General features: G+C 39.7%; 5 protein-coding genes. 2 read left to right on the top strand and 3 right to left on the bottom strand.

Translation table 11 applies throughout. From position 1 onward, the window contains the following. Nucleotides 1-41: 41 nt before the first annotated feature. On the bottom strand, nucleotides 42-1715 hold the full coding sequence (locus JCM9140_RS16295; protein ID WP_369384440.1) for a putative polysaccharide biosynthesis protein: 1674 nt from the start codon (nucleotides 1713-1715) through the stop codon (nucleotides 42-44). A gap of 167 nt (nucleotides 1716-1882) precedes the next feature. Here JCM9140_RS16295 and JCM9140_RS16290 point away from each other — a divergent pair, with 167 nt between their 5' ends. Together JCM9140_RS16290 and JCM9140_RS16285 are read left to right on the top strand one after the other, a co-directional pair. Next, nucleotides 1883-3106: a BaiN/RdsA family NAD(P)/FAD-dependent oxidoreductase gene (locus JCM9140_RS16290; protein ID WP_052002326.1), complete on the top strand. Its 1224-nt coding sequence runs from the start codon at nucleotides 1883-1885 to the stop codon at nucleotides 3104-3106. 316 nt (nucleotides 3107-3422) lie between these two features. Continuing rightward, nucleotides 3423-3602, top strand: coding sequence for an H-type small acid-soluble spore protein (locus JCM9140_RS16285; protein WP_034748877.1), 180 nt, complete (start codon nucleotides 3423-3425; stop codon nucleotides 3600-3602). Nucleotides 3603-3665: 63 nt separating this feature from the next. Here the strand turns inward: JCM9140_RS16285 and JCM9140_RS16280 are convergent, their stop codons facing one another. Further along, entirely contained in the window at nucleotides 3666-4124 is a 459-nt protein-coding gene (locus tag JCM9140_RS16280) for a hypothetical protein (RefSeq protein WP_034748876.1), read from the bottom strand. A gap of 163 nt (nucleotides 4125-4287) precedes the next feature. Then, the gene (leuS, locus tag JCM9140_RS16275; RefSeq protein WP_034748875.1) at nucleotides 4288-6711 is read right to left on the bottom strand and encodes a leucine--tRNA ligase; all 2424 of its coding nucleotides are present in this window, start codon (nucleotides 6709-6711) and stop codon (nucleotides 4288-4290) included. Nucleotides 6712-6803: the final 92 nt, after the last annotated feature.

The raw sequence follows: 6803 nt of genomic DNA, 5'->3' as shown, positions 1-6803 counted from the left end.
GGAAAGCGGAGTGTCATTCCTCTGCGGCAGTTAGGCACTTTTTACGACCCTTCTTGCTTTACCTTCTGTTTTTTCCTGTTTAAAAAGGAAAACCTTGCTCCTAGAACTTGGCCGGCTAAATTCGAACGATAGCCCAGATACAAGTAAATCACAATTCCAACGATAATCCCAACAAATAATGTTGGAAATGCTCGTAGTTGATTTGTAATTGGAATCACATGTTGCATACCTACATTCGTTGCGATTACGCCTAGTGCCATAACTCCCGCAAATACTAGGATAAGAAGCGTGCGTTTGGCAATAAGCTTATAATTAAATTGTGCATATTTTCCTATCGCCCAAACGGTTACCGCAATCGAGGCAACATAGCCTGCGTATGTTGCAAACACTCCTCCAAGTGGACCAAATAGGGATAACAACCAACTATTGGTCACAAGCTTTAAGAACAATCCGACAGCTAGTGCGATCACAGCGATTTTTTGTTTGTTCATTCCTTGTAAAATGGCAGACGTTACAGCAAACAGTGAGAAAAACAAGGTAATGGGTGCATAATAGCGTAATATATAGCCACCAATTTCAAAGTCTTCTAAACCATAAAGAGCTCCGAATGCTGGATAAGCCAAAATCGACATCCCGACAGCAGCTGGTATTGTTAAAAATAAAATGACTTGATACGTTTGTGTAATTTGTTTTTGCAAAAGGCCTGTATCATTTGTTGTAAACGATTTTGTAATCGTTGGAATCAATGTAATCGATAAAGCTGTGGCAAGCGCCATTGGAATTAAGATAATTTTATGAGCTGTATTGGAAAATACTGCAAAAGCAACCTCAGACTCATCTTGAGTTAAGTGAGTACCAATTAATGTATTGTTAAATGTAAACAAATCAATAAGCTGATACAACGGGATCGCAAGACCAACAAACGATAATGGCAGCGCATAAGCAATCAATTCCTTATACATCGCTTTTAACGATAATTGGTGGTCAGTCGTACTTTTTTCAACTTGCTCTTGAATAAGGGATTTCCGCTTAAACCAATACGTCAACAACACAGCTAATCCACCAATGGCTCCTACAAAAGCTCCAAATGTCGCAAATCCAACTGCTAAGCCAATGCTGCCATCCATCATGTTTACAATTGAAAACGTGATCGCTAAAATAAAGACAATCCGAACAATTTGTTCAATCACTTGAGATACGGCTGTTGGTCCCATTGATTGAAATCCTTGAAAGTATCCACGAATGATCGACATTATTGGTACAACAATTAACGCAACACTTACCATTCTTATCGTAAAAACAATCTCCTCAAACGTATTCCCTTTATCTGTTGGATTCTCAATAATCCAGGGCACAATGTAAGGAGCCGCAAAAAATAATATTAAAAAGGCCAGGATACCCGTAATGGACATAAAAATTAACCCTGATTTAAATAACCTGTAACCTGTTTGGTAATCTCCTAACGCATTGTATCTTGATACAAATTTGGATACGGCTAATGGAACACCTAAAGTAGCTAAACTTAATAAAACGGTATAGGGCAAATATCCATACGAGTATAAAGCAATCCCCGTTTGGCCGACAATAGCAGTAAAAGGGAATATATAGATAAGACCTAATATTTTCGAAGCAAACGTAGCGGCCGTAAGTACCATCGTACCGCGCATTAGTTTTGAATCTGACATATCTTCCATTCCTACTTTCCAAATAATCATAAAATGAATCCGTAAACTCCTTTTGCATTTTACCATAGTCTACGGTTCGTTGCTTGAATCTCACTCAATTCCTTTTTTATTTAAAACATGATACGGTATGTTAGTTGAGGTGAAGAAATGTGAAAAAATATGATGTTATTGTCATTGGTGGAGGCCCTTCTGGTTTAATGGCTTCCATCGCTGCAGCCGGACATGGGGCTAATGTCCTTCTTTTAGATAAAGGAAACAAACTTGGTCGGAAACTAGCGATATCAGGTGGGGGCAGGTGCAATGTGACCAACCGAATGGAGCTTCAAGATTTAATTGCTCACATTCCAGGTAATGGCAGGTTTATGCACAGTCCATTCTCGGTCTTTAATAATGAGGATATTATTGCCTTTTTCGAAGGTTTAGGCATCCAACTTAAAGAGGAAGACAGAGGGAGAATGTTCCCTATAAATGATAAAGCCACAACCGTTGTTGAAACATTGCTACAACGTGTGAAAGAACTCGGGGTAGATATCCGAACAAACACATCAGTTAAAACGATCACATACTCTGATGATTCCGTCAAAGAAGTCGTTTTACATAATCATGAAACAATTGCAACACCTGCTGTCATCGTGGCAACTGGTGGCAAATCTGTTCCCCATACGGGAAGTACAGGTGACGGCTACCCTTGGGCCGAGAAAGCTGGTCATACGATTACCGAACTATATCCTACTGAAGTTCCAATTACATCAAACGAATCGTTTATCAAGCAAAAAACACTTCAAGGCTTATCGCTACGGGACATTGAATTAACGGTATTTAATCCAAAGGGCAAAAAAATTAAAACGCACGATGGAGATATGATTTTTACTCATTTTGGGATTTCAGGTCCTGCCGCATTACGCTGTAGCCAATATGTTGTAAAAGCACTGAAGAAATTTGAAACAAAAACAATAACGATGGAAATTGACCTGTTCCCTTCTATTTCGGAAGAGGCCCTTTTTCAGCAATTGTTATCAAAAGCAAAAAACGAGCCGAAAAAGTCCATGAAGAACTTATTAAAAGGATTTGCAACTGAACGGTTCTTGCTTTTTCTTTATGACAAACTTTCGCTCGATACACAGACTCCTGCTTCTACTGTTTCTCACGACACATGGCGAGATCTTGTTAGCCACTGTAAACATTTTAAAATCGAAGTGAATGGTACACTATCAATTGAAAAAGCCTTTGTTACGGGTGGTGGCATTTCGATTAAGGAAATCGAACCAAAAACGATGCATTCGAAGAAGAAAAAAGGACTGTATTTCTGTGGAGAAGTGTTAGATATTCACGGTTATACAGGGGGTTATAATATTACAGTTGCTTTTTCCACAGGGTATACAGCAGGAAAGTCTGCAGCAGAACAAGTTGTACACAAATAATATCCACATTATCCACAGTTTATGTTTTTGATTCTGTTGATCTTTGATTTTTTCTAGAAAAGTCTTTATTTGTCCAACATATATTGTTGTGTATATGTTGGACTATCCACAAAGTTATTCACACTATATACAAGTACTAAAGCACTGTTATTGGTTAGGATTTGAATTCAGTTTCAATTATCCTCAAAATATTCCCACTATTTTTACAAATATATCCTACTTTCTTCCTTTCCCTTTAGATTATTGTCTGTTGGAGAAGAATAATCTTATCTTTATCCACACATCATAAGATGAATACATATGAGGGGTGAATCAAATGGATGCAAAACGTGTAAAACAAATTCTTGCTTCTCCGGCCAATATTGATGTCGTTTATAATGGTACTTCCGTGTGGATCGACTCGTTACATGAAGATGAAACGCGAGCTACCGTTCATTTAAGAGGACCTTTAGAAGAGCGTTCTGAAGTAGATATATCGGAATTGACAGAAGCATAATAACAAGGGTGCGCGAACGGTTTTTAAACCTCTCGCACACCCTTATTTTTTCATACAAGTCAGTTAGTTCATTTTATTTTGCTGCTTCATCGCATCAAATACATGTTGTTGCGCTTGTTGTACTTGTTCTTTTTCTTGTTGAACATGCTTCTTTTCTTGTTCAACTTGACCTTGAAGAGATTGTAAATGCTGTTGACCTTGTTCTACTTGTTGATGAAGGTTTTGCAAGTTCAACTTTTGTTGTTGTACTTGCTGTTGTGCCTGCTGAAGGCTATACTGTGCATTCTGTAGCTGTTGGTTTTCCGTTTGAAGCTGTTGCTGAGCTTGCTGTACTGGATTTTGTTGTGGTTGTGGTTGCGCTTGAGAGCCTTGTTGCGCTATTGATATACCTGAGCTAACAAACGTTTCTGTTCCAATTTCAAGATCTTGTTTGGCTTGCTCAAGTAACCGTTTCGTTTCTCGCAAATCTACTTTCCCAAGACTTGGTTGACCTGATTGTAGTAGCAATTGTTTTTTCCCCATAATGAGTACCCCTCCCAATTATGATCGTCGAGTACTTACATACCCATTTCTAATTTGCACCGTAACTTTGTTTCCTATCCTACAATGTGGATGAATCCATATGGAAAAACCCTAGATTGTCTTTGCAACTAGGGTTCTTCGTCCTTATCCAATTTTATGGTTGTTATCCAACAACAATATTCACTAACTTCCCAGGAACCGCAATTAATTTTCGAACGGTTTTATCACCGATCGCAGCTTGTACTTTTTCATCACTCTTTGCAATCTCTTCCATTTGTTCACGAGTGGCATCAGATGGAATGAGTAATTTCGCTTTCACTTTTCCGTTAATCTGTACAACGACCTCAACTTCATTTTCTACAAGAAGCGATTCATCAAATGTTGGCCACTGTTCATAACTAATCGTTCCACTGTGCCCAAGCTTTTCCCAAAGCTCTTCTGCAACATGAGGGGCGATTGGAGAAAGCAACTTCACAAACCCTTCCATCAAATCACGAGGCAATACTTCCTGTTTGTAGCCTTCGTTAATGAATACCATCATTTGTGAAATGGCGACATTGAAGCGGAGCTCAGTCATGTCTTCCGTTATTTTCTTAACAGATTGGTGGTACACACGAGTAAAGCTCTCAGACGCAGGTGCATTCTGAATGGCAGAGCTTAGCTCTCCTGTTGACTCATCAACAAATAAACGCCAAACTCGGTCTAAAAAGCGACGAGCTCCATCTAAACCGTTCGTTGACCATGCAATCGAACCATCAAGTGGCCCCATGAACATTTCATATAAACGCAACGTATCAGCACCATGGCTTGTGACAACATCATCTGGATTGACGACATTGCCTTTTGATTTACTCATTTTTTCGTTGTTTTCACCTAGAATCATTCCTTGGTTATAAAGCTTCTGGAACGGTTCTTTTGTTGTGACAACTCCAATATCATACAGGACTTTATGCCAGAAACGAGCATATAATAAGTGAAGAACCGCATGCTCTGCCCCACCTATGTAAATATCTACTGGCAACCATCTCTTTAACTTTTCTGGGTCCGCTAATGCTTCTTCGTTCGTTGGATCAATATAACGAAGGTAATACCAGCAGCTTCCTGCCCACTGTGGCATCGTATTCGTTTCGCGGCGACCTTTCTTTCCTGTAACAGGATCTACTACTTCTAACCAATCCTTTGCATTGGCAAGCGGTGATTCCCCTGTACCAGATGGTCTAATTTCTTTCATTTTCGGCAACTCAAGTGGAAGTTCACTTTCTGGAACAGTTGTCATCGTTCCATCTTCCCAGTGAATAACAGGAATGGGTTCACCCCAATACCGCTGACGGCTAAATAACCAGTCACGAAGACGATACGTTACTTGTTTTTTCCCAACCTGATTCGTTTCTAACCACTCAATCATATTGGTAATCGCAGTTTCTTTATCCAGTCCGTTTAAGAAATCAGAATTAACGTGCTCACCATCACCTGTGTATGCTTCTTCCTCCACATTTCCACCAGCAACGACTTCACGTATCGTTAAATTAAATGCTTTAGCAAATTCATAGTCACGCTCATCATGAGCTGGTACAGCCATGATTGCACCTGTTCCGTAACTTACTAATACATAATCAGCAATCCAAATCGGGATGCGCTCACCATTAACAGGATTCACTGCATACGCACCTGTAAACACACCTGTTTTTTCTTTTGAAAGCTCGGTTCTTTCCAAGTCACTTTTCGCTGATACTTTTGCTTTGTATGCATCAACCTGCTCTTGTTGCTCAGCTGTTGTAATTTGATCAACAAGTTTATGTTCGGGAGCTAATACCATATATGTTGCACCAAATAACGTGTCAGGACGAGTTGTAAACACTTCTACGTTTTTACCATCATGTCCATCAACTTTAAATGTCACTTCTGCTCCTTCTGAACGGCCGATCCAGTTACGTTGCATATCTTTAATGCTTTCAGGCCAATCAAGCTCTTCTAAATCCTCAAGCAAACGATCTGCGTAAGCCGTAATTTTTAGCATCCACTGTTTCATTGGGCGGCGTTCAACCGGGTGATCTCCACGCTCACTTTTTCCATCAATAACTTCCTCATTCGCTAGAACTGTTCCTAGAGCTGGACACCAGTTCACAGCTACCTCATCAATGTATGCCAAGCCTTTTTCATGGAGCTTCGTAAAAATCCACTGTGTCCACTTGTAATAGTGAGGGTCCGTCGTATTGATTTCGCGATCCCAATCATAAGAAAAACCTAGTGATTTAATTTGACGACGAAACGTGTTAATGTTTTGCGCGGTAAAAATAGCCGGGTCATTCCCTGTGTCTAATGCATATTGTTCAGCAGGCAATCCAAATGCATCCCACCCCATTGGATGAAGGACGTTGTATCCTTGCATTCTTTTCATTCGCGACAAAATATCTGTTGCCGTATACCCCTCAGGGTGACCAACATGCAGCCCTGCTCCTGATGGATACGGAAACATATCTAATGCATAGAACTTCGGTTTATCAGGCTCTTCTTCTGTTTTAAACGTTTTGTTTTCTTCCCAATATTGCTGCCACTTTTTTTCAATTTGATCATGTGAAAACGACATCTTATAATCCTCCTGCTATAATGTTGTTCAAATGGTGAGATCATTTTGAGCTACTAAGGTTGTTTACATGGTTTCAAGGGGAATCCGTACTA

This window comes from Halalkalibacter wakoensis JCM 9140, assembly GCF_000513095.1.
Lineage (GTDB): Bacteria > Bacillota > Bacilli > Bacillales > Bacillaceae_D > Halalkalibacter > Halalkalibacter wakoensis.
Note: the sequence above shows the minus strand (reverse complement) of the source record. Positions and strands in the feature narration are given on the sequence as shown.